Raw genomic sequence first — 25,269 nt, forward strand, 5'->3', positions numbered from 1 at the left:
ATCTTTTTTTAGATAAAAATCTGTTTTATTCCACATTTTCTTTTTCAGACCATTGAATTTCCTCAGGAAGTTCTCGATCTGAGAATTCTATGTGAATTACTCTTCTTTTCTTTCCATTCGTAGTCCGGTTGGAGCCATGAAGAATCAATGGTTTCATAATCATCACTCCTCCTTTATCCACATTACAGATATGTTCGGTTTCCGTATTCCAGTCGATTGTTTCAGGTCGGTAAATTCCTTTGGCATGGGACCCCGGGATAACTTTTAACGCGCCATTTTGCTCATCCGTATCATCAAGATGAATTCTGAGCGTATAAATATTTTCAAGTATATCTAATGGAGGTTGAACGGCAAACTGATTCTGTTTCGTTGTCCACGGTCCAAAATTTTCCAGTACTGTTTTATTATCCACAGAAATCGTTAAATCCTGATGATAAGCAACATACCAATTTGATTTTTCAGGTTTATCAAAGTAGATACTTTTTACCACAAAATATTGCTCTCCGAAAACTTCTTTGATGAGTTTTTTAATATTATCATTAAAAATCAGGTCTTTTATTTCCGGGATTTCCTTTAAAAACTGTCTGATGGCAAAAAGGTCCTCAGACTTTCGGAACGTTTCTTTTGAGGTATCAATCTGATCAATTACCTTACCTATCTTCTCGATTTCCTCCTCAGAAAAAATATTACTGATAACAGAAAACCCATTATCAGCAATGTCTTGTTTATATTGTTGTAAATTCAAAATCAGAATCTTACAAAATTACTCATTAAATATTCCCGCCATGATTTTCCAGCTGACCTTCCCATTTAGAAACCGCTGAGGTTGCCAAAGCATTTCCTAAAACGTTGGTCATACTTCTTCCCATATCGCAGAAATGATCAATTGGTAAAATAAGTGCAATTCCTTCCGGCGGAATTCCGAACATGGAACACGTTGCCACAATAATTACCAAAGAGGCTCTCGGAACTCCGGCAATTCCTTTTGAAGTAAGCATCAATACTAAAAGCATGGTAATTTGCTGTCCGACTGTCATTTCAACCCCGTAAATCTGTGCAATAAAGATCGAGGCAAACGTCATATACATCATACTTCCATCCAGATTGAATGAATATCCCAAAGGTAAGATAAATGATACCACCCTATTATTACATCCGAATCTTTCCAGTTCTTCTACCAGTTTCGGGAAAACAGCTTCAGAACTCGTGGTAGAGAATGCAATTAACAAAGGCGCTTTTATTCTTCTCAATAAATCGAAAAGACGGTTTCCCAGAATTAAATAACCAACCAATAACAAAACCAACCACAAAATAGCTAATGCAAAGAAGAAATCTCTTAAATAAATAGCATATACTTTAAAGATCTCAAAACCGTTGGTTGCCACTACGGCTGCAATAGCTCCCAACACTCCAAGAGGAGCAAACCACATGATATACCCCACCATTTTAAGAATTCCATGCGCAATAATATCAAATAACTTGATGACCGGCTGCGAGTATTCTTCACCTAAATTAGCCAAAGCAATCCCGAACATAATGGAAAATACCACAATCTGAAGTACTTCATTGGTTGCAAAAGCTTCAAAAATACTTTTAGGAATTACGTGTTTTACGAAATCTTCCATAGAAAATCCTTTGCTGCTCTTCAACAATTCTTCAGCAGAAGCAGCATCCTGTATCGGAAGTTTAGTAACATGTCCCGGTTCAAGCCAATTCACTAAAACCAATCCTATAAAAAGAGATACTAAAGAAGCAGAAATAAACCATAGCATTGCTTTCGTTCCTACCCTACCAATCATTTTAATATCACTCATCTTAGCAATACCCACCACAAGCGTGGAGAAAACCAAAGGGGCAATAATCATCTGAACCAATCTGATGAAAACAGTTCCCAGCAGTTTTATGTTTTTTGAAAATGGCTCTGCACTTTCAGGGTAGTTCAAATGAACGAAACCACCAATTCCTACTCCTAAGATAAGAGCAATAATGATTGCAAAAAATAGTTTATTTTGTCCTTTCATATATATAATTCAAGTTGCACAAATATAATGTTTTTAAACTTTTACCTGTATTTATTCTTTTTCAGGCATTATCATGAGATTTTGGTGTAGGGCTTTTCCGTTTTTCATGATGAATCTTTTAAGGAAATAAAAAATAATTAGCAGAATTTTAATCTTTTGGTATAAATTTTATTATTACATTTACGTATAACATTAAAACCTAAACAACAAAAAATAACTCTATTATGAAAAAAACAATCGCAATGGCTGCGTTGGCAATCGCAGTATCTTTCGGATCGATTTCGTGTAAGAAAAAAGTCTCTGATGCAGAACTTCAGACTCAGGCAACGACTATTGTAACTTCAAATCCAAATGCTTCCGTTGAGGTAAAAGACGGTGTAGCACATTTAAGCGGAACTTTTGCCGACGAACAGTCTAAAAATGCTATGATTGCTCAGCTGAAGACCGTAAACGGAATCAAGGATGTAATGGATATGACAAAAATTGAAGCTCCGGCTCCTGTGGCTCCGGTTGAAACTACATCTGCGGTAGATCCTGCTGTTCAGAAAAAAGTACAGGATGCTCTGAAAGATTTCCCTTCAGTAAAAGTAGAAGTTGTAAACGGGGAACTTACTCTTACAGGAAACGTATCTTCATTACAGGCCAGAAAAATCAAAGAATCAATAGATGCTTTGAAAATCGGGAAATACAACAATAACTTAGTCGTAAAATAATTAATATGAGCACATTACAAGACAAATATTCAAGCGTGGTTTCTGCTGCCCAGTCTGCAGGAATTTCAAATCTTCAGGTTCAGGAACAGGACGGAATTTTATATGTTTCCGGAAATGCTGCTAATACTGCTGCTAAAGATGCAGTTTGGAATGCTTTAGGAGCAATAGATTCTACTTATTCTGCTTCAGATATCAATATCGATGTACAGGTAAGCGGACTGGCTTCCGGAGCTTCATTAACAGTTGCTACTGAAGAATCTAACTTAAATATCAGACAGGAACCATCTACAGAAGCTGCTGTTGTAGGTAAAGCAGCAAAAGGAGCATCTGTAACTTTGGTTGAACAAACTTCCGACGATTGGTGGAAAGTAAAAACCGCTGACGGACAGGAAGGCTATGCTTATTCAAGATATTTAAAAGCTTAACGTAAGACTTTTAACATTATTTAAAATACAACATCCCTATTCAGGGGTGTTTTTTTATATTTTAGCACCTTCAAAAGAAACATTTAATGAAGAATGACAAGCATCTCTTACAATGGGCATTTAATTAAAAGCATTTTTATGTTTAAATTAGTGCCAAATTTTATGTAATGAAGATTCATTTTTCAATTGTACTTATTTTCCTGTTTGTTTTTGGAAATTCACAATCGTCACAACCTGATACTTTTGTAAAAGATAATTTTACCAAAAAGGAATTCTATATTCCCATGCGTGACGGAACAAAGCTCTTTACTGCGGTTTATATCCCAAAAGATATTTCCAGTAAAAACAAATATCCGTTTCTGATGCAGAGAACGTGCTACAGCATTGCTCCTTACGGTGAAAACGAATACAGAACCAAACTTGGCCCGAATCCTTATATCATGAAAGACAAATATATTTTCGTGCTTCAGGATGTTCGTGGAAGATATATGAGCGAGGGAACGTTCACCAATATGACACCACAGGTTGAAAGAAAAACAAAAAAAGACATTGACGAAAGTACAGACACTTATGACACGATAGAATGGCTTTTAAAGAACATTAAAGACAACAACGGAAAAGTAGGGCAATACGGAACTTCATATCCTGGATTTTATACTGCTGTCGGAATTTTAGCTCAGCATCCTGCTTTGGTAGCTTCTTCTCCGCAAGCTCCTATTTCAGATTTCTGGAACGACGATTTTCTTCACAACGGAAGATTTATGTTAGCTTATTTCAGAACATTCCCTGTTTTCGGGGTTCAGAAAACAAAACCTGAAAATAAGGCTTGGTATAACGATTCTATGATTAAAATAACTTCTGAAGATGGTCTGAAATTTTACAGAGATATGGGAACTCTGAAAGATGGGTATGAAAAATATTATAAAGATAACTTCTTTATGACAGAGATAATGAACCATACCAATTATGATGAATTCTGGCAGAAAAGAAGCCTTTTACCTCATCTTAAAAATGTAAACCATGCCGTGATGACTGTTGGAGGCTGGTTTGATGCAGAAGATCTTTCAGGACCTCTAAATATTTATAAAACCATTGAAAAGACAAGTCCTAAAGCCAAAAATACGATTGTAATGGGACCTTTCTCCCATGGAGCCTGGGCATATGAACAGGGAAAGCATTTTCATAACCAAATTTATTTTGGAGACAGCATTGCAACATACTACCAGAAAAATATTGAAACGAAATTTTTCAATCATTATTTAAAAGGAAATACAAAACAGGATGCTGGTTTACCGGAAGCTTTAATGTATGACACCGGGGCAAAACAATGGAGAGAATTCGCCACATATCCTCCGAAAGAAGGAAAAAAAGTAAATTTCTACTTATCTAAGGGAACTTTGAAGAATGTGGCAGGACAAGGTTCATCGGAATACTATAGTGATCCGAACAATCCGGTTTTAAGTTCTGATAATTTAAAAGACTTCAACGGTTTTACTCCTAAAAATTATATGTCGGAAGACCAAAGGTTTGCAGAAGGAAGACCTGATGTTTTGACATTCACAACAGATGCTTTAACAGAAGATATCACTTTCGCCGGCGAAATTATGGCTAAATTAAATATTGCTTCCACTTCCACCGATGCAGATTTCGCAGTAAAATTAATTGATATTTATCCTGAAGATTTCAAACCTGCTGAGAAAAAAGATGGTGTAGTCTACGGAAATTATCATCAGATGGTAAGAAGTGAGATCATGCCTGCCAGATTCAGAAATTCGAGAGAAAAAGCTGAAGCTTTGGTTCCGAATCAAAAAACAGCAGTGAATTTCAAATTACAGGATGTTGTTCATACCTTTAAAAAAGGGCATAAAATCCAGATACAGATTTCTTCTACATGGTTCCCTTTATTTGCTGTCAATCCACAAAAATTCTTGGATAACCCAAATTTTGCCACGAAAGAGGATTATACGAAAGCATTTGTCAGGGTTTTTGATGATAGCGCGATTGAAGTTGAGGTTTTAAAATAAATTTAAAAAGCTGTTCGGTTTGAACAGCTTTTTTGTTTTTTGCCTCTCGCAGATTGTGCAAATTAGGCCGATGATTGTGTTGAAAAAAATCTGCGGCATCTGCAAAGTCTGCGAGAGATAATATACCTTATTTTATTTGTCATGTCTTAGGAATCTAAACAAAGTATTTTTAATCTCCAATTTCTAATAAATGAGCCTAGATTCTTACGGAATGACAAACTTCATGGATAAAGACCGAGTAAAAAAACTATTTCTCAATTGTTCTAAAGGTAAGATTTACTCTTGGAGTTTTTATTTTTGTTGTTGGCGGAAGCCTGTGAAGCCAATGGTCCTGCGTTGTTCCTTTCATTACCAATAAGCTGCCGTTTTCCAGAAAAATTTCTACTTTTTCTTTTGTAGTTTTATGTTTAAACAGAAACTTTCTTTCTGCACCAAAAGTCAGGGAAGCAATTGCACCATGTTTTTTCAAGTCTTTTTCTGCATCGCTATGATAAGCCATCCCTTCACTTCCGTCATGATATAAATTCAGCAAACAGGAGTTGTAGGTTTCGCCGGTAATTTCTTCACATTTTTGCTTTAATGCCAACAATTCGGGAGTCCAAAACTTGGCATATTTTGTTCTTTTTGAATACGTATATTCAAATGGTTTTTCGCCGAACCAGGCTACTTTTCTTTTCGTTAAAATCAATTTCCCGAAAATCATTGCTTCATCATTTTCCCAGGGAATCTGATTGAATAAATACTCATAATAAAAATCCGACTTTTCTCCGGAGAAAATTTTTCCGTAATAGTGAACAGTTCCGTCGTTGGGAAGAATATTTGAAGGGTAATCTGATATGTCTTCGAATAGATTCAGCATGGGAATTTGTAGTTTAATATTTTTATTAAAAATTTAATTTATAGTATTTTTGTCATTCCGTAGGAATCTAAGCAAAGTATTTTTCAAATTTTATCTCTAATAAATAAACCAAGATTCCTACGGAATGACAAAATGGTGTTGATTTTTTATACTGAATAATAAGTTTTGGCTAAAGCCAATTGATTGAATCTCTTATTTATTTAAACGGGCTAAAGCCCGTTCCTATTTATGGAATAATTTGATTTATGAAATTTTAAACAAAGTATTCGTGTTTATTCGTGAAAAAATTCGTGTAATTTGGTTTAAGAATCAGAGTAAATTCGAGAACTCTCCCACCCTACAATCAACTGTTTTCTCTCGCTTCCCCATCGATATCCTCCCATATGTCCGGAAGATTGAATGACACGGTGACAAGGAATTAAAAAGGCAACAGGATTGCTTCCGATTGCTGTTCCGACTGCACGCGAAGCGTTTGGATTTCCTATTTTCTCAGCTAGATTTCCATAGGTTGATAATTTTCCCATCGGAATGGTCAAAAGACTTTCCCAAACTTTTAACTGAAAATCAGTTCCTTTTAAATGTAATTTAATGGTATTAAGTTTCGTCCAGTCTTTATTAAAAATGGATAATGCGTTTTTTTGAAATTCGTCTTGTCCTTCAAAAAAAGAAGCATTAGGAAATTTAGCCTGTAAATCTCCCAATGCTTTAGTGGTATCGGTTTCAAAAGCCATATAACAGATTCCTTTTTCTGTAGAAGCTGCAATTACATTTCCAAAAGGAGTTTCTGAAAAACTGTAATTAATATGAAGACTTTTTCCTCCGTTTTTATATTCTGCCGGAGACATTCCCTCAATTTTCACAAACAAATCATGCAGTCTGCTTGTACTCGAAAAACCTGTCTCATAAGCGGTATCAAATAAACTCGCTTTTTCTTCCTTTAGTAAATTTTTCGCATGTTCAAGACTGATGAACTGCAAAAATTTTTTCGGACTCGTTCCTGCCCAATCAGAAAACATCTTCTGAAAATGAGCCGGACTCAAATGAATTTTCTCCGCTACTTCCTCCAAACTTGGCTGAAGCTTAAAATTGCTCCGGATATACTCTATAGCTTTTGCAATTCTTTCGTAATCGATCTGATTTTGTGTGGACATAACATTGAATTTACCTCACAAAGTTCCAAAGAATATACGGCAGAAAAAATCCGATTCTTGCGGAATTTAGTTATTGTTATAAATATGATAGTAAGCAAGCATCTTGTAATATAATTTTGCAGCCAGGAATGCACTTGGTTTTGCCATCGGAGAATCCATTAATTCTACAATATCAAACGCTACAACATTACATTTTTCGAATACTTTTCTTAATAATTCCAAAGTCGGATACCATTGTAATCCACCCGGTTCAGGAGTTCCTGTCGACGGACAAAGTGAAGGATCAAAAGCATCAAGGTCAATGGTAATATACACGTTACCTGAAACTTTCTCCAATACATCATTTACCCAGTTTTCATTATTGGCAATTTCATGAGCAAAAAATACTCTTCCTTCCGGTAAATATTCAGCTTCTTCGATATCCATTGAACGGATTCCCACCTGCACCAAATTGTGTTTCTGATTCGCTTCAAAAACTGCACAAGCGTGATTAGAAGTAGAACCATGGAATTCAGGGCGTAAATCCGTATGTGCATCCAGCTGAAGAACCGTTAAATTTTCAAATTTTTCCCCAACTGCACGAATAGAACCGATAGAAACAGAATGTTCTCCTCCGAAAAGCGTAAATAATTTACCTTCATGGTTTAAAAGCTCTTTTGTTTTTTGGTAAACGGCTTCTGTCATCGCTTCCGGTGTTGAGTTTTCAGCAACTTCTCCAGCCAGGTAAACTCCTTCCAAATAAGGCTCAGTCTGAGTTTCGATATCATAAAGCTCCATGTTTTCAGAAGCGTTCAAGAACAATTCCGGACCTTTATCCGCTCCTTTTCCCCAGGTTGAAGTTCCGTCGTAAGGAACCGTTACCAACATTACTTTTGAGTTCTCTAATGATGCATTTTCTTCAGGAATTCCTGCGTATGTTTTCATATATAATTTATTAATTAAAAAATTAAATGATTGAAATAGTAAAAGATTCGACAAAGATACAAAATAGTCGTTGAGTTATAAATGATGAGTCATGAGTTATGAAATTTGGCATCATAATTTTTTATTTTTAAATCTTTCACTCTTTGAATTTTAAAGGTTATTTTTGTAAAAAATTCAAAATATGCCTTTAAAAGCTGTTCTTTTCGATATGGATGGAGTGATTGTAGACACAGAACCATTGCACAGGAAAGCTTATTTTAAAACGTTTGATGAACTGGAAATTGCTGTTTCCGAAGAATTATATACATCCTTTACAGGAGCTTCAACAAAAAGAGTTTGTGAAACATTGATTAATGAATTTAATCTAAATCAAACTCACGAAGAAATTGCTAAAAGCAAAAGGGATTATTTCAAGGATTATTTTTACAATGATGAAGAATTTGATTTGATTCCCGGTGTAAAAGATCTTATTCAGCATTATTTTGAAAACGGAATCAAACTAATTCTGGCTTCTTCAGCCACCATGACCACCATCAATATGGTTTTTGAAAAATTTGACCTTGAAAAATATTTCAGCGGAAAAATAAGCGGTGCCGATTTAAAAGAATCAAAACCCCATCCGGAAGTATTTTTGTTAGCGGCAGAAATGTCGGGTGAGCCTGTTGAAAACTGTATGGTCATTGAAGATTCCACCAACGGAATTTTAGCAGCACACCGGGCAAAAATTTTCTGTGCGGCATACAGAAGCCCACATTCTAAAAATCAGGATTATACTTTGGCAGACACCGTAGTTTCAGATTATGAAGATCTTCAATTGGATAAGATTTCAAAATATTTTTAAATAGAAAAAGCTCTCAAAATTTGAGAGCTTTGTTTTTTATTGAGTCTGTCATTCTTAATAAAATAAAATAAAATGAATGAAGATTCTATTTTTAGATTTCTCCTATCGTCGAAATGACAGTGATATGTTTAGGTTATTTATAGCCAAGAATTTTCAATACATCTTCCGGTTCCTGTTTTTCACGGAAAATTTCATATTGTAATTCGCCATTTTCATCTTTCTGAATCAAAATGTGTCTTGGCTGTGGCATCAGACAGTGATGAATTCCCCCAAATCCACTGATGGTTTCCTGGTATGCTCCTGTATGGAAAAACCCTATATATAAAGGCTTTGTATCACTGAAAACAGGTAAATAAATGGCATTGGTGTGCTGTTCAGAGTTATAATAATCATCCGAATCACAAGTTAATCCTCCTAAAAACACTCTTTCATAAGTATCTTCCCATCTGTTCAGCGGAAGCATAATGAAGTGTCTTGAAATCGCCCAGGTATCAGGAAGAGTGGTCATGAAAGATGAATCGATCATGTTCCATTTTTCTCTGTCATTCTGACGTTTTTGGGAAATAATTTTATAAATATTCGCACCACTTTCTCCAACCGTAAAGCTTCCAAACTCAGTATAAATATTTGGTTCCTCAACGCCTTCTTCTTCGCAGAATTTCTTGATCTGAGAAACGATTTCCTCTACCATATACTGGTAATCATAGTCGAAATTCAAAGAAGTTTTGATCGGAAAACCGCCACCAATATTTAATGAATCAACTTCCGGAGCAATTTTTTTCAAACGTGCATAAACACGAAGGCATTTATACAATTCATTCCAGTAATAGGCCGTGTCTTTGATTCCCGTATTAATGAAGAAGTGAAGCATTTTCAGCCTTGCATTAGGGTGTTCTGCTATTTTCTGGCTGTAATAAGGAATAATATCTTTATATCCGATTCCTAATCTTGAGGTATAAAATTCGAATTTAGGCTCTTCCTCAGAAGCAATTCTGATTCCGATATCGAATGTTGTGTCGATGCTTTCTGTAAGTTTATCCAACTCCCGGTAATTATCCAGGATTGGAGTAATATTTTCAAAACCGCTGTTAATCATATCCGAAATTTTCGCCAGATAATCATCAGTTTTAAAACCGTTACAGATAACTTCAATATTTTTATCTACTTTTCCGTTTTCGTAAAGAGATTTTACGATATCCATGTCATAAGCAGAAGAAGTCTCTATTGAAATATCATTTTTCAGCGCTTCTTCCAGTACAAATTTGAAATGACTTGATTTTGTACAGTAGCAATAGGTATAATTCTTCTTATATTCGGTTTTCTCAAAGGCTTCCTTAAACCAGCTCTTGGCTTTCTGGATATTTTGAGAAATTCTCGGCAGGTAGCTAATCTTTAGCGGAGTGCCAAATTTTTCAACAACATCCATCAACGGAATGTCGTGAAACAACAAATTGTTCTCAGAAACATTGAACTCCTCAGTAGGGAAATACAACGTCTGATCAATAAGTTCCGAGTATTTTATTTTCATTTCTAAACAAGTGAATTAAGAAATGCAAAATTGCTAAAAAAGTTTGATTTTTTAACGTTAAATTTATTATAAATTTTCAGGCGTTTTGTAATGAAAATTTCACTCTGATTATTAATATGTAAACTTCTGAATATATTCTTGTCGCTTATTTTCATAAATTCCTAAAACCTTTTGAATATAGTTATCAAATGAACCATATTCTTTATTAATTTCGTTAAAGGCAGCATCCAGATAATCTGTTTCTACCCAGCTCAGTTTTTCTAACACTTTGACATCCATTTTCGGATAGAGAAAATGGAGATTATTAGCCAGATTCAACCTTTTATTCACTAATTTTTCCCTGTAATTGTTAGACAAAAGGTAATCATTATAAATTGTTTCTTTATCGAATTTTAAAATGGTCAGAATCAAAGCCGTTATAATTCCCGTTCTGTCTTTTCCTGCGGTACAGTGGTATAAAACAGTCTGATCCGAATCTAAAATTTCAGTGATTACTTTTTTGATAATTTCAGGATTTTCCGTCACATAATTCCTGTAAAATTCAAGCATTCTTTTATCTGCATCCGAACCATCAACTTTTCCTTTTAAAACGAGTTTTTTAGCCTGATCCAATTGATCGCCTTCATCTTCAAAAGCAGAATAGTTCTTATAAACAATATCACCTGGAAGATTATCAGGTTTCTGAGCAATTTCTTTTGAATTTCTGAGATCAATAATTTCTTTGATTCCTAATTTTTCAAGTTCGTCAAAAGATTTTTTCTTCAGTTTATGCAGGTGTCCGCTTCTGTAGAACTTTCCTTCTTTTAAAGTACGTCCGTCGATATTTTTAATATTTCCAACAGTTCTGAAGTTATGTGCCTTTTTAATTTCAATATCTTTTTCTATTTCATTTTTTCCGTATTCCGGTACGGAAAATTGCTGCATTTTACAGGAGAAAACACAGACTGATACAATGAATAGAAATGATATTTTAATAATTTGTTTCAAAGATTATAAATAATTTTTTCCGATAAAAATTAACAGATCTCCATTTTCATATTCAATGGAAACCTCATCTTCAATGGCGAAATTTCTTGTTCCGATTCTTGAAGTAATGCTTAAGTTTCCGTTTGTTAATGGCCAGTTTAATCCTTTTGTGGTAATGTTCTCAACTGCCGGAAACGGGTACAGTGAAATCATTTTATCTTTTACGCCCTTTACGCTATATCTTTTAGGGATAAAATAATATTCGGAAAACTCGTCATAAAACTTTATATTCAACTGATCTTTAAAGCTAAAGGCAACGGTAAGATTTCCTAAAAAATGATCCTGCTCTCCTCCGCTTCCACCAAATACATCAATATGAATAAAGCCTTTTTCCAAGATGATCTCCAAAGCTTTGTAAAAATCTGTACTGTTCTGATCTGGTGTATGAATGAACCTTTCTTCATAAATATTTTCATCGGCACCAGAATGGGAATCAAAATCTCCGGAAATAAAATCCAGTTTTTCTAATGGAAAATTTAAGTTTTTCAAATAATGAAAAGCCCCGTCAGTACAAGCGATCAATCCATAATTTTCAAGACTCGGAAAAGATTTCGGAGCATCTCCGTTGATGAATAATAATGCTTTATCTTTCATTCGGATTCCAGTATTCTTCCGGTTCGTTATTGATTTTTGAAATGTATCTTGCCAATACAAACAGGTAGTCTGAAAGTCTGTTCAGGTATTTAATCAATTCCGGACGTACTTCTTCCGATTCATTTAAGAAAACTAAAGAACGTTCCGCTCTTCTGCAAATCGTTCTTGCAGCATGTAAAAATGTTGCAGGTTTTCCTCCGCCCGGAAGAATAAAATATTGTAAGGGTTCCAATTTTTCATCAAAAGCATCCATCCAGTTTTCCAGTTCTTCGATCTCAGTTTCTGAAATGATTATGGGTAAACGTGATTTTCCATTCGCCAACATAAGTTTATCAACGGGAGTTGCTGCTTCTGAACCTACCGTAAATAAATCGAACTGGATTTTCTTTAATTGCCTTAAAACTTCCTGATCCTCAATATGGCTTTTGGCAATTCCAATGAATGAATTCAGTTCGTCTATATTTCCGTAGCTGTCAACTCTTGCACTTGCTTTTGAAACTCTTGTTCCACCATACAAAGCGGTCTGACCTTTATCTCCTGTTTTCGTGTAAATTTTCATACTACTAAAATACTTTATTTTGGACAATGTAAAAAGTAAAAAATCATGAATATCCTCGTTCCGGCTTCCGATATTGTTATTTTAAAAAGAGGAATCGAACAAGCATTACAAAAAAAATGACCGAATAAATCGGTCATTCTCAAATTATTTATTTACCTCTACGTATTGTAATACGGTCTGGTTCTTGGGATTGTAGATAATCGTACTGCTATTCGGAAATCTTTTTAACCTGTAATATTCAATACTGTTATCATTTTTAATATCATCCAGAAAGCCGGAATCAATTGTATTTTCCGGGAGAAATTTTTCTACGAAACTGATTTTATCGATGATGCTTTGTCCGTCAATTTTTCTGGCAGTTTTATCAGATTTATTCTCGTCAGTAGTGTGCTGGCTTTCCAAAAATGGAATTAAAGTCGCTTTATCAGCCTTATATTTGAAAACAAAACCTTCTGAACCATTTGGAAATTTGAATTTCTTTCCTGTTCCTTCTGAAATTATTGCTTTGTCAGCTCCCGGAAAAACTTGATTAAACTTAACATCCTGAGAATTAGTTAGGGAATTTATAGATTCATTGACGGTCTTTTTCACTGTTTCTTCCACTGCATCCTGTGCTTTCTGCTTAACGGTTTCGGTAGTCTTCTGGACAGTCTGGTTAATTTTTTCTTCAATTTTATTACATGACACTAATAAAAATGCAGGTACGATCGTCAAAATAAGCTTCTTCATATTTTTAAATTTCGTTACAATTTACAATTTTATTAATTCATTTTGTTTATCTAACGGAAAAGTACAAGCAGATATTTTAGTAAAAAATAAAATATTTTTCCATAGTTAAAATCCTACTGACAAACTGTTGTCATAAACCCGGTTTATCTTTGTATCAACAATAACAAACAATATTAAAATTATGACAACTACAGCAACCATCACAAAACAATTTATGACCTCTGAACAATTATTAGAGCACTGGCAAGGTCACAGAAATCTGACAAGAAGGGTGATCGAAATGTTCCCTGAAAAAGAATTATTTGAATTTTCAGTGGGGGGAATGAGACCATTTGCAAAACTGGCGATAGAGCTAATCAGCATCGGAGGACCGGCTTTGAAAGGAATCGTTGACAAGAATATGGAGGCTTATAATGAAGAGGGTTTTGTCCCGAAAACAAAAGAAGATATTCTGAAAAAATGGGATGAAGAAACTGAAACTATCAACACTTATTTTGCTCAGATTTCGGAAGAACGCTTCCAGGAGACTTTTAATTTATTTGGTCAGTATGAATTACCAGTGTATCAGAATATTTTGTATTTCGTAGACAATGAAATCCATCACCGTGGACAAGGGTATGTATATTTAAGAGCTTTAGGAATTGAACCTCCTTTTTTTTGGGAGAGATTTTAGGACCTTTAATGTCTTTATGGAGACTAAAATCTTTAATTAAATTTAATCTTAAAAATCAATCCTGATGAATTAAAGGGCGGAGATGCATGCTATACATTAAATTTTGACAAACCATTTTGTAATTGCAGATTCGCCTTTTTTGCTTGAAAGCCATCTTCAATTTAAATAATATTGCTAAAAAACCTCAACAGTCTTTGTTGAGGTTTTATTGATGTTTACCGGATATCTTGATTAATAACTCATTCAGCTTTTCTTTCAGACTCTCCGGCTCCAAAATGGTCGCATAATCAGCAAACGTAATCAGCCAGCGAGGAAATCCATCTTTAATCGACTCTGTTTCGAACGTCAATTCCACCATTCCATTTTCCGCATCAGTTTCTTTAGTTAATCCATAATATTTTTTAGAATTCACCAAAAATCCCATGATTTTTTTCTCGACTAAAAGTCTTACAGTCGTTTTATTCCCATTATTGTTTTTCCTGTAATCGTTGATTTGTCCATACTCACCCAGGAACGGATTCTGCGTTTTTGAAATTTTTAAGATTCTGTCAACACGGAATTGTCTGAAATCATTTCTCAATGTACAGAAAGCCATAATATACCAATAATTAAATTCAAAGAAAACACCGACCGCTTCGATCGTTCTTGTTGAAATGTTATCGTCAACCGTTTTATATTCTATGGTTAACTGGTGTTTTTCTGCAATACTTTCCAAAATAGTCGGAATCACATCTTTTATAGTGTCTTCCGTTTTTGCATGATACTGAAAGATATCAATCTGTTTTTCAATATTCTGAATTAAATTTCTATCGGAATATTTTAATACGGAACGTACTTTTTCCATCGCTGTCTGATAATGACTTCCCAAACTCTGATGGGAGAATTTCTGCATCAGTTTTTCTGCAGTAATGAAACTCAACACTTCTTCTTTGGTGAACATTACAGGCGGAAGCTTGTAACCATCCATAAGAGAATAACCGCTTCCAGCTTCTCCAACAATTGGGATCCCTGCATTTTCCAATGTTTTTACGTCCCGATAAATGGTACGGACACTTACATCAAATTTTTGTGCAAGATCCTGTGCTCTTACAATCGGTTTTGATTGTAATTGAGTGAGAATAGCAGTAACCCGGTCGAGTTTTTTTAGGTAATGGTCGTTCATTAACTGTTTTAATATATAGCAAAAATAATTTCTAAAATTAATTATCTTTAAAAGTATTCACCAGTTTATCTAAATTAAGACTTCTAGCCGAAGCATCAAAAATTTCTCTGTAAGTTCCATTGATTTGTACCAGCTCATCATGAGTTCCGCTTTCCACTACCCTTCCTTTTTTCATCACGTAAATTTTATCGGAATCTAAAATCTGAGATAAAGAATGAGAAATAATGATCACCGTTCTGCCTTCTTTTATAGCATCCAGAGAGTTCTTAATCTGTTCGGTGGCAATTGCATCAAGACTCGCAGTAGGCTCATCAAGGAAAATGATCGGTGGATTTTTCAGGAATAATCTTGCAATGGCAATTCTCTGTTGCTGCCCTCCTGAAAGTTGGGTTGCATCATGATTGTAGCCTTCAGGCAAATCCAGAATTTGTTCATGAAGATAGGCCTTTTTTGCTGCCTCTTCAATTTCTTCAAAGGTTGCATTCATATTTCCGTAACGGATATTATCTTCAATACTTCCCTGAAAAATATGGTTTTTTTGAAGTACCAATCCGAGATCATTACGCAGAAATGTATTATCAAAATCATTCAAATTAACTTCATCCAGAATAATCTCCCCCGAATCAGGCAGATAAAATTTACATAAAAGATTAATGATGGTTGATTTCCCTGCCCCGCTAAGACCAACCAGAGCAGTAGTTTTCCCGTTTTCAATTTTCATAGAAACGTTATGTAAAGCCTGTGTCCCGTTGGGATAGGAAAAGCTGACGTTTTTTAATTCAAAATTCCCTTTGATTTCTTTTTCTACAAAAGGCCCGTTAGGTTCTTTTTCATCGTCTGCATTTAGAATATCAAAATACCCTTCCGCATAAATCATCGCATCGTTCATATCATCATAAATTCTGTGAAGCTGACGAATGGGGGCAGAAACATTATTGAAAAGCATAATATGAAGCATAATAGCTCCAATGGTCATTTGCTGATCCAACACCAGGTAAACCGTTAATAGAATAATTAAAACCACTCCAAACTGTTCGATGAAAGTTTTCAGCCCATCATAAATAAAGTTTGTTTTTCGGGTGAACATCTGGCTTTCCATCAACTGCATCTGTAAATCATACTGCTTTTTACCTTCAAATTTTTCGCGGACAAAACTTTTAATCACCATGATAGAGTTAATTAAATTCAAAAGTCCCGAAGTTTTTTGCTCCCGCTGGTTTCTCAATGTTCTTCTCACTCCGCTCAGTTTTTTTGCCTGCAATGAGCTTACGTAAAAATAGATCGGAACAATAACCGTAGAAACAATTCCTACATACACATTTTGCAAGTACATAATGATCAAAGCAATAATGGCATTGGAAAATAAAGGTAACATATCGATGAAAAAATTCTGAACCAGTCTTGTCAGACTCTCAATTCCACGATCAATTCTTATCTGCAGCTTTCCGGACTCGTGGTTTTCATCATTAAAATAAGCCACTCTGTATGTTAAGATCTTATCGATAGCTGATTGAGCTAAAACCGAACTTACATTGATCCTGATTTTTTCTCCGTAAAATTTCTGTCCGAAGTTGATAAAAATATTCAATAATTCTTTCCCTAGTAAAATTACAGAGATCAATACCAAAACGTGAATTCCTTCTGACATAGGATGCGGAAGATGGGTCAGTTTCGTAACCTCATCCACGGTATATTTTAGTACCAACGGATTGACCTGTGCCGCCAGAGCTCCTAAAAATGTAAGAAACAGAGTTCCATAAATCATTAATCGATAAGGCCTGATAAACGGGACAAGCTGTTTGTAAATACCGAATAAAGTGATGGTTCTGTTGAAGGGTTTTGCCATGGGAATTATTTTAATTAAAAACGTACCGTTTTTACAGAGAAAAAGGTACGTTTTATTCTATTTTTCAGCAAATATTTTGCTCGTTTAAATTCTGTCTTTTAAGCTTCCATCATCATTAATGTACCTAAACTGATAATTTTGATCAACAATTTCCCCTCCTATTTGGATAAATGAAAACCACATGGAACACCAGTCTTCAAAATCGTTTTCTTTTGGGGTATCCCATCGAATTATTGTTGAATTTTCATGTTCTTTAAGATCAATTACCACTCCGTATCATCGTCTAAGAAAACTTTTGTTCCTATTTTAAATTCTTCAAAAACAGACAATTCCGACACTTCTATCCTTCGTATAAATAAGTCGTCACATAATGCAGCTCTGGTTTAGCCGCCTGTTTCGATTCCAATTCTGCCTGCTCCAATGAGTAATGGGAATTAATTTCTTTTCTCTGAAACACATAAGAATTATTCGCATTTTTATCAAGAACGTCATTGAAAATATGCTGGATTTCCGAATTCCCCAACGATGCAAAACTAATATCTTCAAAACCGTACATTAATCTAAGATCATCAAATTGAGATAAACTATTATCCACAAAGCTTTTGAACTGGGATTTTGAATCAAAATTTCCAGCCCAGATATTATAAGCATAGCTTTTCTTTTTCGGTTTGTCGAAAATACTTTGGTAGACGAAATTCTCACCCAGATAAGCTTCTCTCACCTGCGGATCGTTTGCCAGCTCTTCCGGAAGACCTTCTTTCAGAATTCTTCCTTCGAACATGATGTATGTTTTATTGGTAATTGCCAACGTCTGCTGTACATTGTGGTCGGTAATCAGAATTCCGATGTTTTTATCGGTAAGGCTTCTTACAATCTTCTGAATATCTTCCACCGCAATCGGGTCTACCCCCGCAAAAGGTTCATCCAAAAGAATAAAACTAGGGTCTGTCGCAAGACATCTTGCAATTTCGGTTCTACGTCTTTCTCCTCCGGACAAAAGGTCTCCCCGGTTTTTACGGACGTGCTGCAAAGAAAACTCTTCAATCAGCTCATCACATTTCATCTGCTGTTCACGTTTTGAAAGTTTCGTCAGCTGTAGAACACCCATAATATTATCTTCTACAGAAAGTTTTCGAAATACGGAAGCTTCCTGAGCCAGATAACCGATTCCCTTCTGGGCTCTACGGTACATAGCATCTGTTGTTATCTCCTGTTTATCGAGAAAAATTTTACCGGAAGTGGGCTTAACCAATCCTACAATCATATAGAATGATGTTGTTTTTCCTGCTCCGTTGGGACCAAGCAATCCAACAATCTCACCCTGCTGAACCTGTACTGAAACACCTTTTACAACCTTTTTAGGACCGTATTCTTTGATTAAGTTTTCTCCTCGTAAAATCATAGCAGCAAAGATAAAGTTTTTTTGAATGTAATTTTTAGATTAGCGTATACCGATAAAAGTTTTATGATATTTTAAAATTGAACCCGATAATTTTTAATTAATTTTATAAATTAATCAACAATCACAATACATATGGAAAATAATCAGCAGTTAACTGAACTTTTAGCCTTGGATCTGGGCATCAATATTACCAACCGAAGGCCATATGCAAAAGAGGTTTTCAAATGGCAGGACATCGATCTCCTTCCGCATTCTTCTGCAGATACGCTGCTCTGTGAAATTTTTGAATGGAACGGAAGAAACTGGAGGACTACAGGAAATAATCTTATCGGCTTTTTATTCTCAGATACCAATCTTAATACTATTAAAAGCCAACTGATCAATGCTCCCAAACATCCGGCTTTGATTCCTGATTTTGAGTTTACCAAGGACAGCATGATAGAATACGGACTTTCGCTGCCATCATTATTTAATATTGGTGTGAATGGAAATATTAAAAGTGCCAAAAGCTTTTCGGTACGGGTAAACGGAGTTACCAAATCCAGAATTACCAATATTGATTCGCCGGGAATTGAAATTTTAAGGAATTATTCTGAATTCACGCAAAACAAGTCTAAAACGTACCGAAAAAATATCAAATTCAATTATTTAAGCACCTCTTTATTTTATGCGGAAAGCGTGGAAATTTATCTTGAAAAAGAATCCGGAGTAGGATTAGACGTAAGTTTTCAAACCCAAGATGTAGAAGTAGATGCGAAAATTGATACGGATACCAAGAAACATTTTGTATTAAAATATTCAGGAAACCAATCGCCTTTTGCTGCAAAATTTACCAAAGGAAAGGATTTCAATATTATGTGACATATTTTTATTATCTTAGTTTGACTAAACAATAAATATTATCATGAAAAAATTAACAAAAAAAGATTTAAAGAAAATCAATGGTGGAAATATGAGATTTCCTGACGAGAATGGGAATTGTCCTTCAGGCTGGTATTTGTGTCCAACCAACATTTGTGTAGATGATAAGGGAGGCGAAGATCCTATTATGCCGGGAGATCCTTACTACACTGCATGTTTCGGATAAAAAACAAAAACACCTCGATGAGGTGTTTTTGTTTTATTTAGTCTTAAATTATCTGTTCAAAATCATTGCAGCTTCTTTCGCAAAATACGTAAAAATCATATCTGCTCCTGCTCTTTTAAAACATGTCAAGCTTTCAATAATCGTTTTATCATTATCCAGCCAACCGTTTTGAGCCGCTGCCTTTACCATAGCATATTCTCCACTTACATTGTAAACCGCTATCGGAAGATCAATTGCTTCACGAACTTTCGAAACGATATCCAAATACGGAAGTCCCGGTTTGATCATAATAATATCTGCTCCTTCTTCCACATCTTTGAACACTTCGTTCAGTGCTTCACGGGAGTTGTGAAAATCCATCTGATACGTTTTTTTATCTTTCGGAATTTCCATATTATCTTTTGGAGCACTATCTAAAGCACTTCTGAAAGGGCCATAGAAAGAACTGGCGTATTTTGCAGCATAACTTAAAATCCCCACATCGGTAAATCCGTTGTCTTCTAATGCCTCACGAATCGTCAGAACTCTTCCATCCATCATGTCACTTGGCGCCACAATATCAGCTCCTGCCTCAGCATGAGACACCGACATTCTTGCCAATGCATCATTTGTAGCATCATTCAGGATTTTTCCGTTCTCAATAATTCCGTCATGTCCGTAAATTGAATAAGGATCTAAAGCCACATCAGGCATTACAATCATTCCTGGAATCGCATCTTTAATTGCTTTGATCGTATTCTGCATCAGCCCGTCTTTATTCCATGCCTCTTTACCTGTATTATCTTTAAGATGATCTGACACTTTCATGTACAAATTGACAGATTTTACTCCTAAAGAAAACAACTCTTTACATTCTTTTACCGTAAGATCTATGCTCCTCCTAAATATTCCCGGCATCGACGGAATGGGTTCCTGCTTGTTTTCGCCCTCCATTACGAAGATTGGCATTACAAAATCATCGGTGGTAAGTGTATTTTCTCTTACTAAACTTCGGATAGATTCGTTTACTCTAAGCCTTCTGTTTCTTGAATGTATCATTTTTTGGAATACTTTTTGAATAAGTTTATGCAAATTTAATACAAGTTCTATAAAAAAGTATTGCAAGAGATTATAGAATTAGTTATTTTTGTTATGATATATTACGAGAAATTATAATTGAATGAAAAAATTTTTACTTTTATTTATATTCCTAGGCGTATTTGTTGGATTTTCTAGCAATTTACAAGCTCAACAAAGAGAGCCTTCTTCCATCTCACAAAAGTCTGATGATGGTATCATCGTAGCCTATCCAAATCCTGCTAAAGATTATTTGGTAGTAAGAGCAAAAGATGCATCTCTTAAAGTAAAGAATGTAACTTTTTACTCTATCCTGGGAACTCAGGTAGCCAGTTATAGCATAAATATGAACTCCGGAGAAATCAATATTGAGAAATTAAAACCCGGAAAATATCTGATCCGCTACATTCTAAGCGATAATACTCAAAAGGTAACACAAATAGTAAAACAATAATAGTAAATCCTGATAATCATCAGGATTTTTTCTTTTCCCATTAATTCTGTTTTAATAATTCCGTAACTTTCGGAACTTTATTATACTAATTAAGTAAAAACAAATTAATGCTAAAAGCTGAACATATTAGAAAGACCTATAATGCCGGTAAAAAGGTAGCTTTGGATGATTTCAGCATCCATGTTCCGAAAGGAAGTATTTATGGTCTTTTGGGCCCGAACGGAGCCGGAAAAACTTCTTTCATCCGTATCATCAACCAAATTACTCAGGCTGATTCCGGAGAGATTCAAATTAACGGAGAAAAGCTGAATCCCAATCATATTAAAAACATCGGTTACATGCCTGAAGAAAGAGGGTTATACAAAAACATGACTGTTGGTGACCAGCTTCTGTATTTCGGAGAACTGAAAGGGATGAGCAAAAATGACGCTTTAGCCGAAGCAAAAAAATGGTTTGACAAACTTCACATCGACCAATGGTGGAAGAAAAAACTGTCTGAACTGTCTAAAGGGATGGCTCAGAAGATCCAGTTTGTAGTCACTGTACTTCACAGACCACATCTTTTAATTTTAGATGAACCTTTTTCTGGTTTTGATCCTGTAAATGCCAATTTGATTAAAGATCAGATTATCGATCTTAAAAATAACGGAACGACGATCATTCTTTCTACCCACAGAATGGAAAGTGTGGAAGAAATGTGTGATTATGTTGCACTGATCAACAATTCTAAAAAGATCATTGACGGAAGAGTGTTTAATGTGAGAGAAAAATTCAAGAAAAATATTTTTGGAATCACACTTTCTGAGGTCAATGATACTCAACTGGAGAGTTTCAAAAATAAGTATGGAATTTTTGATATTACCCATGAAAACAATCTGGTTTCTTTTGATTTAAAAAATGAAGCCGATCAAAACAATATTCTTTTAGATCTTGTGCATGTCGGAAAGGTACGTGCTTTTGAAGAGAGAATCCCGAGCATGAATGAAGTGTTTATCAATGCCGTAAGTAACCATTCTTAATTTTATGAATAATATTTTTTTAATTACTAAAAGAGAGTTTCTTACTCAGGTTAAGAAAAAATCTTTCATTGTACTGACTTTGCTGGCTCCTATCCTATTAATTGCATTTGGGGCGGTAATCGGACTGATGTTCAAAGCCAATGAATCTCACAATATCATTGAAGTGGTTGATAACAGCGGTCTTTTTAAAAATGAACTGAAATCTACCGACAAAATAGAATATAAAATCATCCCATCTTCTGAAGAACAGTCAAAAGTAAATACTCTAAAAAGCAACGAAGCAATAGATGGAATTCTTATTCTTCCTCAGGTACAGAATGGAAATTATGATGAGTTTCAGAAAAATACAAGACTGATTGTCAATACCAAAATCGGACTCGATACTAAGCAGCATATCATCTCTGATCTTAGTGATGTCATTAAAAAAGAAAAAATAAAGCAGCTGGGAATTGCAGAAACCCAGATTGATGATCTTGATAAAGGTTTTACCCTTAAAACAATCAATGTTTCAGAAAACAATAAGGAAGATTCCGATCTTGCTTTAGGGGTAAAAAGCGTATTGAGCATGCTCCTGATGTACGTTACCTTCATGTTTATCATTATCTACGGGGTAAGAGTGATGAGAAGTGTTTTGGAAGAGAAAAACAACCGTGTTGTGGAAATTATTATTTCTTCGGTAAAGCCTTTTGAACTGATGATGGGGAAAATCCTTGGGGTAACTCTGGTTGCCTTAACTCAATTTATCGTTTGGATTACGATGTCTGTAGTTGGTGCTTTGGTTTTAAATACAGGATTTTCTTCCATGCAGAAAAATATTCCGGGAGGTGAGGATGCGGTGATGAGCAAATTGGACGTTACTCAAATTGCCACTCAGGTATCACATAGTTTATTAGAGTTAAACTTCCCTTTAATTATTTTCGTATTTATCATTTTTTTCCTTTTAGGATACATCTTTTATAGTTCAATTTATGCAGCCATCGGCTCAGCTGTGGATAATGAAACGGAGACACAGCAGTTTACTTTATTTGCGGTATTACCTTTAATGCTGGGAATGTACGGGAGCTTTTCTTTCATCAATAATCCGGACGGACCTCTTGGTTTCTGGCTATCAATCATTCCGTTTACGTCTCCTGTGGCTATGATTGCAAGAATTCCTTACGGAGTTCCTGTATGGCAAATTGCTTTGTCTATCGTATTGCTTTTAGGAACTACTCTTTTCATGATATTCCTTGCAGGGAAAATCTACAGGGTAGGAATTCTGATGTATGGAAATAAAGCGACTTTAAAGGAAATCTGGAAATGGATTAAAAGTTAATCATAAACATATCTTTATCTAACAATAAAAAATCCCGGAAATTACTTTCCGGGATTTTTTATTACTTGTTGAAAACAAATTAATTAAAAATATAGCTTAGGCTTAAGCTCAATACTTGTTCAGATTTTTTCTTCGAGGAATTGGGATCCAATTTTGATTCATTTAAATCAGGATATGTATTAGACAATCCTAAATCATATTTAAAAGCCACTTCCAGCTGCCTTTTGTAGCTATACCCTATTCCAAGCCCAATTCCAAAGTTAAAGGAATTCGCTTTTCCTTGTGCGTCTTCTCTATAAATATCCTTGGATTCATTTTTTACAGTTTGATCTATCAAGAAATTAAATCTCGGGCCCACCAATCCAAAAAATTCTGATTCTGATTCTGAGAAATACCCTTTAAAAAATACAGGCACACTCAGATAATTATTGGCATATAATGCATCATAACCTTTCATTCCTTTAGCGTCTTTATCTTTTCCTGTCTCTCCGGCGCCATAATATAGCACTTCAGGTTGAAGATAAAACTGATTCGCTTTTCCAATAGGAATAAGGGCTAAAACACCGCCCTGGAATGTAAATCTTGGTCCGGAGGGATTATGTGCATTTTTAACTCGGGAATAATTAAGTCCGCCGGTAACTCCGAATCTTGTACTACTGAAGTCTATTTGCGCAAAAGATAAAGTAGACAGAGCCAGTGCTGAGGTTAATAAAAGTTTTTTCATTTTGATATTGAGTTTTTGTATCGTTTATTTTTTAATTGTTTAAAGATAGTAATTATTCTAATTTTCTGTATAAAAATTCAAAAAAAAGCCTCGTAAAAACGAGGCTTATACTTTATTTTTAAAAAGAAATTATCCTAATATTTTTGCTACAGTGGCACCAATATCAGCAGGAGAATCTACAACGTTGATTCCGTTTTCTCTCATGATTTCCATTTTAGCCTGAGCTGTATCTTCTGCACCACCTACAATAGCACCTGCGTGTCCCATTGTTCTTCCTTTAGGAGCAGTTTGCCCAGCGATAAAACCTACTACCGGTTTTGTAGAACCGCTAGCTTTATACCATCTTGCCGCTTCAGCTTCTAATCCACCACCAATTTCACCAATCATTACAACCGCTTCAGTTTCCGGATCGTTGATGAACAATTCTAATGCTTCTCTTGTTGTTGTTCCAATGATTGGGTCACCACCAATACCAATTGCAGTAGAAATACCGTAACCAGCTCTTACAACCTGGTCAGCAGCTTCATAAGTAAGAGTTCCTGATTTAGAAACGATTCCTACTTTACCTTTTTTGAAAACAAAACCTGGCATAATACCAATCTTAGCTTCTTCAGAAGTGATGATTCCAGGACAGTTTGGTCCGATCAATCTGCAGTCTCTGTCAGCAATGTAAGATTTTACTTTTACCATATCTGCTACAGGGATCCCTTCAGTAATACATACGATAACTTTGATACCTGCTTCTGCAGCTTCCATAATTGCATCTGCAGCAAATGCAGGTGGTACGAAAATGATACTTACATTAGCTCCAGCTTTTGCTACAGCATCAGCAACAGTATTGAATACAGGCTTTCCTAGGTGTTCGCTGCCTCCTTTTCCCGGAGTAACACCACCTACTACGTTGGTTCCGTATTCGATCATCTGGCTTGCGTGGAAAGTACCCTCGTTCCCTGTAAATCCTTGTACAATTACTTTAGAATCTTTGTTTACTAAAATTGACATTTTATTGTTGTTTTAATTTATTTTTATTTTTTATTAATGCTCACAAATTTACAATTTTTGTTTGAAAAAAGATGATTTTAGATTACAAAAAACGATTGCAAATTTGCAATCGTTCAAAAATTATAGATTTAAGAT

Annotated in this window: 26 protein-coding genes and 1 pseudogene; 10 read left to right on the forward strand and 17 right to left on the reverse strand. The window is 35.1% G+C overall.

Annotation, left to right across the window (positions count from 1 at the left end; genetic code table 11):
* Positions 1 to 25: 25 nt before the first annotated feature.
* Both MKS83_RS08535 and MKS83_RS08540 read right to left on the reverse strand, forming a co-directional pair.
* Entirely contained in the window at positions 26 to 748 is a 723-nt protein-coding gene (locus MKS83_RS08535; RefSeq protein ID WP_240583175.1) for a phytanoyl-CoA dioxygenase family protein, read from the reverse strand.
* Between the two features lie 22 nt (positions 749 to 770).
* Positions 771 to 2,021, reverse strand: coding sequence for a dicarboxylate/amino acid:cation symporter (locus tag MKS83_RS08540; protein ID WP_240582806.1), 1,251 nt, complete (start codon positions 2,019 to 2,021; stop codon positions 771 to 773).
* A 224-nt stretch (positions 2,022 to 2,245) separates the two neighbouring features.
* On the opposite strand from MKS83_RS08540, the gene MKS83_RS08545 reads away from it, so the two are divergent.
* The 3 genes from MKS83_RS08545 (at position 2,246) to MKS83_RS08555 (ending at position 5,183) form a co-directional block, all read left to right on the forward strand.
* Positions 2,246 to 2,734, forward strand: coding sequence for a BON domain-containing protein (locus MKS83_RS08545; RefSeq protein ID WP_240582807.1), 489 nt, complete (start codon positions 2,246 to 2,248; stop codon positions 2,732 to 2,734).
* 5 nt (positions 2,735 to 2,739) lie between these two features.
* Positions 2,740 to 3,159: an SH3 domain-containing protein gene (locus tag MKS83_RS08550; RefSeq protein ID WP_100376442.1), complete on the forward strand. Its 420-nt coding sequence runs from the start codon at positions 2,740 to 2,742 to the stop codon at positions 3,157 to 3,159.
* A 167-nt stretch (positions 3,160 to 3,326) separates the two neighbouring features.
* Positions 3,327 to 5,183, forward strand: a complete 1,857-nt coding sequence (locus MKS83_RS08555; protein WP_240582808.1) for a CocE/NonD family hydrolase — start codon at positions 3,327 to 3,329, stop codon at positions 5,181 to 5,183.
* 247 nt (positions 5,184 to 5,430) lie between these two features.
* Here the strand turns inward: MKS83_RS08555 and MKS83_RS08560 are convergent, their stop codons facing one another.
* The 3 genes from MKS83_RS08560 to speB all read right to left on the reverse strand — a co-directional run bounded on the left by MKS83_RS08560 (position 5,431) and on the right by speB (position 8,117).
* Positions 5,431 to 6,039, reverse strand: coding sequence for an alpha-ketoglutarate-dependent dioxygenase AlkB family protein (locus tag MKS83_RS08560; protein ID WP_410679602.1), 609 nt, complete (start codon positions 6,037 to 6,039; stop codon positions 5,431 to 5,433).
* Positions 6,040 to 6,344: 305 nt separating this feature from the next.
* The gene (locus MKS83_RS08565) at positions 6,345 to 7,193 is read right to left on the reverse strand and encodes a bifunctional helix-turn-helix domain-containing protein/methylated-DNA--[protein]-cysteine S-methyltransferase (RefSeq protein WP_240582810.1); all 849 of its coding nucleotides are present in this window, start codon (positions 7,191 to 7,193) and stop codon (positions 6,345 to 6,347) included.
* Positions 7,194 to 7,259: 66 nt separating this feature from the next.
* On the reverse strand, positions 7,260 to 8,117 hold the full coding sequence (speB, locus tag MKS83_RS08570; RefSeq protein WP_240582811.1) for an agmatinase: 858 nt from the start codon (positions 8,115 to 8,117) through the stop codon (positions 7,260 to 7,262).
* A gap of 181 nt (positions 8,118 to 8,298) precedes the next feature.
* On the opposite strand from speB, the gene MKS83_RS08575 reads away from it, so the two are divergent.
* Positions 8,299 to 8,958 (forward strand): HAD family hydrolase, encoded by a 660-nt coding sequence (locus MKS83_RS08575; RefSeq protein ID WP_240582812.1) that lies wholly within the window; start codon positions 8,299 to 8,301, stop codon positions 8,956 to 8,958.
* Between the two features lie 133 nt (positions 8,959 to 9,091).
* On the opposite strand, the gene MKS83_RS08580 is transcribed toward MKS83_RS08575, so the two are convergent.
* The 5 genes from MKS83_RS08580 to MKS83_RS08600 form a co-directional block, all read right to left on the reverse strand.
* Positions 9,092 to 10,486 carry an arginine decarboxylase gene (locus tag MKS83_RS08580; RefSeq protein ID WP_240582813.1) on the reverse strand — a complete coding sequence of 465 codons (1,395 nt, stop codon included), beginning with the start codon at positions 10,484 to 10,486 and terminating at the stop codon, positions 9,092 to 9,094.
* 111 nt (positions 10,487 to 10,597) lie between these two features.
* Positions 10,598 to 11,410: a tyrosine-protein phosphatase gene (locus tag MKS83_RS08585; RefSeq protein ID WP_240582814.1), complete on the reverse strand. Its 813-nt coding sequence runs from the start codon at positions 11,408 to 11,410 to the stop codon at positions 10,598 to 10,600.
* 66 nt (positions 11,411 to 11,476) lie between these two features.
* Positions 11,477 to 12,106, reverse strand: coding sequence for a thiamine diphosphokinase (locus tag MKS83_RS08590; protein WP_240582815.1), 630 nt, complete (start codon positions 12,104 to 12,106; stop codon positions 11,477 to 11,479).
* Positions 12,096 to 12,665, reverse strand: coding sequence for a cob(I)yrinic acid a,c-diamide adenosyltransferase (locus MKS83_RS08595; protein WP_233111716.1), 570 nt, complete (start codon positions 12,663 to 12,665; stop codon positions 12,096 to 12,098). The genes MKS83_RS08590 and MKS83_RS08595 overlap by 11 nt, the downstream gene beginning before the upstream one ends.
* A 144-nt stretch (positions 12,666 to 12,809) precedes the next feature.
* Complete coding sequence (locus MKS83_RS08600) at positions 12,810 to 13,394, reverse strand: hypothetical protein (RefSeq protein ID WP_240582816.1); 585 nt, start codon at positions 13,392 to 13,394, stop codon at positions 12,810 to 12,812.
* A 181-nt stretch (positions 13,395 to 13,575) separates the two neighbouring features.
* On the opposite strand from MKS83_RS08600, the gene MKS83_RS08605 reads away from it, so the two are divergent.
* The gene (locus MKS83_RS08605) at positions 13,576 to 14,067 is read left to right on the forward strand and encodes a DinB family protein (protein ID WP_240582817.1); all 492 of its coding nucleotides are present in this window, start codon (positions 13,576 to 13,578) and stop codon (positions 14,065 to 14,067) included.
* A gap of 205 nt (positions 14,068 to 14,272) precedes the next feature.
* Here the strand turns inward: MKS83_RS08605 and MKS83_RS08610 are convergent, their stop codons facing one another.
* From MKS83_RS08610 to lptB, 4 genes and pseudogenes are all read right to left on the reverse strand, one after another.
* Positions 14,273 to 15,229: a helix-turn-helix transcriptional regulator gene (locus tag MKS83_RS08610; RefSeq protein ID WP_240582818.1), complete on the reverse strand. Its 957-nt coding sequence runs from the start codon at positions 15,227 to 15,229 to the stop codon at positions 14,273 to 14,275.
* 37 nt (positions 15,230 to 15,266) lie between these two features.
* Positions 15,267 to 16,994 (reverse strand): ABC transporter ATP-binding protein, encoded by a 1,728-nt coding sequence (locus MKS83_RS08615; protein WP_240583176.1) that lies wholly within the window; start codon positions 16,992 to 16,994, stop codon positions 15,267 to 15,269.
* Between the two features lie 165 nt (positions 16,995 to 17,159).
* Entirely contained in the window at positions 17,160 to 17,345 is a 186-nt protein-coding gene (locus tag MKS83_RS08620) for a hypothetical protein (RefSeq protein ID WP_240582819.1), read from the reverse strand.
* A gap of 406 nt (positions 17,346 to 17,751) precedes the next feature.
* Positions 17,752 to 18,477 (reverse strand): annotated as a pseudogene (lptB, locus tag MKS83_RS08625) (LPS export ABC transporter ATP-binding protein); the annotation flags it as partial.
* Between the two features lie 132 nt (positions 18,478 to 18,609).
* On the opposite strand from lptB, the gene MKS83_RS08630 reads away from it, so the two are divergent.
* Positions 18,610 to 19,338: a hypothetical protein gene (locus tag MKS83_RS08630; protein WP_240582821.1), complete on the forward strand. Its 729-nt coding sequence runs from the start codon at positions 18,610 to 18,612 to the stop codon at positions 19,336 to 19,338.
* A 43-nt stretch (positions 19,339 to 19,381) separates the two neighbouring features.
* A complete protein-coding gene (locus tag MKS83_RS08635) occupies positions 19,382 to 19,564 on the forward strand; it encodes a bacteriocin (RefSeq protein ID WP_240582822.1) in 183 nt (60 codons plus the stop codon).
* 48 nt (positions 19,565 to 19,612) lie between these two features.
* Here MKS83_RS08635 and hemB read toward each other — a convergent pair whose 3' ends face one another.
* Positions 19,613 to 20,602, reverse strand: coding sequence for a porphobilinogen synthase (hemB, locus tag MKS83_RS08640; protein WP_240582823.1), 990 nt, complete (start codon positions 20,600 to 20,602; stop codon positions 19,613 to 19,615).
* Between the two features lie 121 nt (positions 20,603 to 20,723).
* Between hemB and MKS83_RS08645 the strand changes: the two genes are divergently transcribed.
* From MKS83_RS08645 to MKS83_RS08655, 3 genes are all read left to right on the forward strand, one after another.
* Positions 20,724 to 21,074, forward strand: a complete 351-nt coding sequence (locus tag MKS83_RS08645; RefSeq protein WP_100376463.1) for a T9SS type A sorting domain-containing protein — start codon at positions 20,724 to 20,726, stop codon at positions 21,072 to 21,074.
* A 107-nt stretch (positions 21,075 to 21,181) separates the two neighbouring features.
* Positions 21,182 to 22,093 carry an ABC transporter ATP-binding protein gene (locus MKS83_RS08650; protein WP_240582824.1) on the forward strand — a complete coding sequence of 304 codons (912 nt, stop codon included), beginning with the start codon at positions 21,182 to 21,184 and terminating at the stop codon, positions 22,091 to 22,093.
* Between the two features lie 4 nt (positions 22,094 to 22,097).
* Positions 22,098 to 23,408 (forward strand): ABC transporter permease, encoded by a 1,311-nt coding sequence (locus tag MKS83_RS08655; protein ID WP_240582825.1) that lies wholly within the window; start codon positions 22,098 to 22,100, stop codon positions 23,406 to 23,408.
* Positions 23,409 to 23,487: 79 nt separating this feature from the next.
* Here MKS83_RS08655 and MKS83_RS08660 read toward each other — a convergent pair whose 3' ends face one another.
* Positions 23,488 to 24,132 (reverse strand): porin family protein, encoded by a 645-nt coding sequence (locus MKS83_RS08660; protein WP_240582826.1) that lies wholly within the window; start codon positions 24,130 to 24,132, stop codon positions 23,488 to 23,490.
* A gap of 129 nt (positions 24,133 to 24,261) precedes the next feature.
* Positions 24,262 to 25,134 (reverse strand): succinate--CoA ligase subunit alpha, encoded by an 873-nt coding sequence (gene sucD, locus MKS83_RS08665; protein WP_100376467.1) that lies wholly within the window; start codon positions 25,132 to 25,134, stop codon positions 24,262 to 24,264.
* Positions 25,135 to 25,269: the final 135 nt, after the last annotated feature.

The sequence above is a fragment of the Chryseobacterium sp. Y16C genome (genome assembly GCF_022488405.1).
In the GTDB taxonomy this organism is placed as follows: domain Bacteria; phylum Bacteroidota; class Bacteroidia; order Flavobacteriales; family Weeksellaceae; genus Chryseobacterium; species Chryseobacterium geocarposphaerae.

Coding starts and splice junctions, on each gene's coding strand:
- MKS83_RS08595 (WP_233111716.1), bottom strand. CDS start 12,665: ATGAAAATTTACACGAAAACAGGAGATAAAGGTCAGACCGCTTTGTAT.
- MKS83_RS08555 (WP_240582808.1), top strand. CDS start 3,327: ATGAAGATTCATTTTTCAATTGTACTTATTTTCCTGTTTGTTTTTGGA.
- MKS83_RS08550 (WP_100376442.1), top strand. CDS start 2,740: ATGAGCACATTACAAGACAAATATTCAAGCGTGGTTTCTGCTGCCCAG.
- MKS83_RS08585 (WP_240582814.1), bottom strand. CDS start 11,410: ATGCAGCAATTTTCCGTACCGGAATACGGAAAAAATGAAATAGAAAAA.
- hemB (WP_240582823.1), bottom strand. CDS start 20,602: ATGATACATTCAAGAAACAGAAGGCTTAGAGTAAACGAATCTATCCGA.
- sucD (WP_100376467.1), bottom strand. CDS start 25,134: ATGTCAATTTTAGTAAACAAAGATTCTAAAGTAATTGTACAAGGATTT.
- MKS83_RS08635 (WP_240582822.1), top strand. CDS start 19,382: ATGAAAAAATTAACAAAAAAAGATTTAAAGAAAATCAATGGTGGAAAT.
- MKS83_RS08580 (WP_240582813.1), bottom strand. CDS start 10,486: ATGAAAATAAAATACTCGGAACTTATTGATCAGACGTTGTATTTCCCT.
- MKS83_RS08540 (WP_240582806.1), bottom strand. CDS start 2,021: ATGAAAGGACAAAATAAACTATTTTTTGCAATCATTATTGCTCTTATC.
- MKS83_RS08660 (WP_240582826.1), bottom strand. CDS start 24,132: ATGAAAAAACTTTTATTAACCTCAGCACTGGCTCTGTCTACTTTATCT.
- speB (WP_240582811.1), bottom strand. CDS start 8,117: ATGAAAACATACGCAGGAATTCCTGAAGAAAATGCATCATTAGAGAAC.
- MKS83_RS08545 (WP_240582807.1), top strand. CDS start 2,246: ATGAAAAAAACAATCGCAATGGCTGCGTTGGCAATCGCAGTATCTTTC.
- MKS83_RS08655 (WP_240582825.1), top strand. CDS start 22,098: ATGAATAATATTTTTTTAATTACTAAAAGAGAGTTTCTTACTCAGGTT.
- MKS83_RS08575 (WP_240582812.1), top strand. CDS start 8,299: ATGCCTTTAAAAGCTGTTCTTTTCGATATGGATGGAGTGATTGTAGAC.
- MKS83_RS08590 (WP_240582815.1), bottom strand. CDS start 12,106: ATGAAAGATAAAGCATTATTATTCATCAACGGAGATGCTCCGAAATCT.
- MKS83_RS08630 (WP_240582821.1), top strand. CDS start 18,610: ATGGAAAATAATCAGCAGTTAACTGAACTTTTAGCCTTGGATCTGGGC.
- MKS83_RS08615 (WP_240583176.1), bottom strand. CDS start 16,994: ATGATTTATGGAACTCTGTTTCTTACATTTTTAGGAGCTCTGGCGGCA.
- MKS83_RS08610 (WP_240582818.1), bottom strand. CDS start 15,229: ATGAACGACCATTACCTAAAAAAACTCGACCGGGTTACTGCTATTCTC.
- MKS83_RS08565 (WP_240582810.1), bottom strand. CDS start 7,193: ATGTCCACACAAAATCAGATCGATTACGAAAGAATTGCAAAAGCTATA.
- MKS83_RS08600 (WP_240582816.1), bottom strand. CDS start 13,394: ATGAAGAAGCTTATTTTGACGATCGTACCTGCATTTTTATTAGTGTCA.
- MKS83_RS08645 (WP_100376463.1), top strand. CDS start 20,724: ATGAAAAAATTTTTACTTTTATTTATATTCCTAGGCGTATTTGTTGGA.
- MKS83_RS08605 (WP_240582817.1), top strand. CDS start 13,576: ATGACAACTACAGCAACCATCACAAAACAATTTATGACCTCTGAACAA.
- MKS83_RS08650 (WP_240582824.1), top strand. CDS start 21,182: ATGCTAAAAGCTGAACATATTAGAAAGACCTATAATGCCGGTAAAAAG.